Origin of the sequence: Massilia sp. UBA6681 (assembly GCF_002454935.1) — a bacterium.
Lineage (GTDB): Bacteria > Pseudomonadota > Gammaproteobacteria > Burkholderiales > Burkholderiaceae_D > Telluria > Telluria varians.
In genome coordinates, this window is sequence record NZ_DKJX01000125.1 from 10215 (window position 1) to 13125 (window position 2911).

General features: G+C 68.0%; 2 protein-coding genes. Both read right to left on the reverse strand.

Annotated features, from left to right (window positions below; genetic code table 11):
- Positions 1 to 158 precede the first annotated feature (158 nt).
- Positions 159 to 1550: a glutamate--tRNA ligase gene (gltX, locus tag B2R83_RS23185; protein WP_292045454.1), complete on the reverse strand. Its 1392-nt coding sequence runs from the start codon at positions 1548 to 1550 to the stop codon at positions 159 to 161.
- A gap of 80 nt (positions 1551 to 1630) precedes the next feature.
- Positions 1631 to 2911, reverse strand: a 1281-nt coding sequence (locus tag B2R83_RS23190) for an aminotransferase class I/II-fold pyridoxal phosphate-dependent enzyme (protein WP_292045457.1), incomplete at its 5' end; no start/stop codon positions are given.

Genomic DNA, 2911 nt, shown 5'->3' on the forward strand with positions numbered 1-2911 from the left:
TCCCAGCTGAGCTATACCCCCTCTTTTCACATTGTCGCAAACTACTTCGACCTGCCTGTTTGCTACCGTGTGCTGCTGAAGTGCGAGCATTATAGCGGAGCGCCTTGCATTTCGCAAATACCCATTTCGAGAAAATGCGCGCTCCGCAAAAAAAGAATTTAGAGGTACTTTGCGATACGGGTTAACACCACGTCGCGGCCGAACAGTTCCAGCACCGCATCGATGGCCGGCGTCTGCAGCTGGCCGGTGACGATCAGGCGCAGCGGCATGGCGATCTGCGGCATCTTCAGGCCGTGCGCGCCCAGCACTTCCTTGAACATGGCGGCGATCGCAGCCTTGTTCCATTCCACATCCTTGCAGCGCTCCGCGAAAGCGGCCAGCGCCGGGCGCACCGCGTCGGTCAGGTGCTGGGCCAGCAGCGCGGCATCGGGCTGCGGCTCACGGTAGAACAACATGGCGGTATCGGCCAGCTCGTTGATGGTATTGCTGCGGTCCTTCACCAGCGCGATCACGGTCGGCAGCGCCGGTGCGTTCTCGAATTGCGCGCCTTCGCGCTCCAGCACAGGACGGGCCAGGCCGGCCAGGCGCTCGTTGTCGGCCTGCTTGATGTAATGGTTGTTCAGCCAGGCCAGCTTCTCCGGATTGAACTGGGCCGCCGACGCGGTCAGGTGCTCGAGGTTGAACCACTCGGTGAACTGCTCCATCGAGAAGATCTCGTCGTCGCCGTGGCTCCAGCCCAGGCGCGCCAGGTAGTTGAGCATCGCTTCCGGCAGGTAGCCCTGCTCGGGATACTGCATGACGCTGACCGCGCCGTGGCGCTTGGACAGCTTCTGGCCGTCCGCGCCCAGGATCATCGGCAGGTGGCCGTACTGCGGCAGCTCGGCGCCGAGCGCGCGCAAGATGTTGATCTGGCGCGGCGTGTTGTTCACGTGGTCGTCGCCGCGCAGCACGTGGGTGATCTTCATGTCCCAGTCATCCACCGACACGCAGAAGTTGTAGGTCGGGGTGCCGTCCGGGCGCGCGATGATCAGGTCGTCGAGCTCCTTGTTGGCGATGGTGATCGGGCCCTTGACCACGTCGTTCCAGGTGACTTCGCCATCGAGCGGATTCTTGAAGCGCACTACCGGCTTGACGCCTTCAGGGACCGGCGGCAGGGTCTTGCCCGGCTCCGGACGCCAGGTGCCGTCGTAGCGCGGCTTCTCGCCGGCTGCGCGCATGCGCTCGCGCATCGCCTCGACTTCTTCCGGCGAGCAGTAGCACAGGTAGGCAGTGCCCTGCTCCAGCATCGAGGCCACCACCTCGCGGTAGCGGTCCATGCGCTGCATCTGGTAGAACGGGCCTTCGTCGTGCGACAGGCCGAGCCACTGCATGCCGTCCAGGATCGCCTGCACGGCTTCCGGCGTCGAGCGTTCGAGGTCGGTGTCTTCGATGCGCAGGATAAAGGTGCCGCCGAAGTGGCGTGCATAGGCCCAGGAATACAGCGCGGTGCGGGCGCCGCCCAGGTGGAGGTAGCCGGTCGGGCTGGGTGCAAAACGGGTGCGGACGGTCATGTCTGGATGCAAGAAAGGTAAAGGAGTTATTTTACCCCGCCGTCCTTGGCTCACGCACCCATGCGCGCACCCGCCCTGCTTCAGGCCTGCGTGGACGGCTGCAGCAGCGGCCGCGGCGCCGCCAGGGCGCGCCGTACCGCCTCGGCCAGCTGGCGCGCGGCGGTACGGATCTGGGCCGGCGTATGCCGGGCCATCAATTGCAGGCGCAGGCGCGCCGCGCCCAGGGGCACGCCAGGGAATTCCATCGGGTTGACGAACACCTGCCGGCGCGCCAGCAGCATGCCGGCGACCCGCGTGGCGGATTCGGGGCCCAGCAACAGCGGGACGATCGGCGACGGGTTGCCCAGGCAGCGCAAGCCCTCCTCCTGCAACAGGGCGCGCAGCTCGACCGCGTTGCGCATCAGGTCGGCGCGCAGGCGCTCGCCTTCCTCGCCGGTCGCGATGCGCAGGCACTCCAGCACGGTGGCGGCCTGCACCGGCGACAGCGCGTTGGAGAACATGTGCGGTCCCGCGAACAGCTGCAGCTGGCGCCGCACGCTGGGTTCAAGGCAGGCCACGAAGCCGCCGTTCGAGGCGAAGGTCTTGGAAAAGGCGCCCATCACGATGTCGATCTTGCCCAGCATTCCCTGGGCGCCGATCACGCCGGTACCGCCCGGCCCCACCGCCCCGAGGTCGTGCGCCACGTCCACCAGCAGGGTGGCGCCGTACTCGCGGCACAGGTACTGCATCAGCGGCAGGTCGGGACTGTCCGCATCCATGCTGAACAGGCCTTCGGTGATGACCAGGATCGCACCGTTGGCATCCACCGCGCGCAGGCTGGCCAGCAGTTCGCGCAGGTGGTCGCAGTCGTTGTGGCGGAACGCGGCGACGTTGCGGGTGGCCGCGTGCGCGCCCTGGCGCAGCGAGGCATGGGCCAGGGCGTCGATCAGCACGTGGTCGCTGCCGTGCACCAGGGCGGTCACGGCGCCGAAGGCCGCGCCCCAGCCGGTCGGGAACAGCACGACTTGGCTGCAGTCCAGCAGCTGGCCGATCGCCTCCTCCAGCGCACCCGAATAGCGGCTGTTGCCGAGCAGGATGGCCGAGCCGGCGCTGTGCGGCCCGCATTCGGCCATCACGCGCATGGCCGCGTCGATGACGGCCGGGTGGGCGGACAGCGACAGGTAATCCTGCGAGGCGAAGTTGATGCCCTGCCGGCGCTCGACGGTGGCCAGCGGCGCCGGCGGGCCGTCCAGGGTGCGGCCATAGGGCCAGACGCCGTGGCGGGCGCGCAGCGCGCACCAGTCGTCGAGCGGCGCGGCGCGGCGCAGCAGGTCGCGTCCGCGCGGCTGGCGGAACAGGGCGACGTTGCCGCCCAGCGCGCC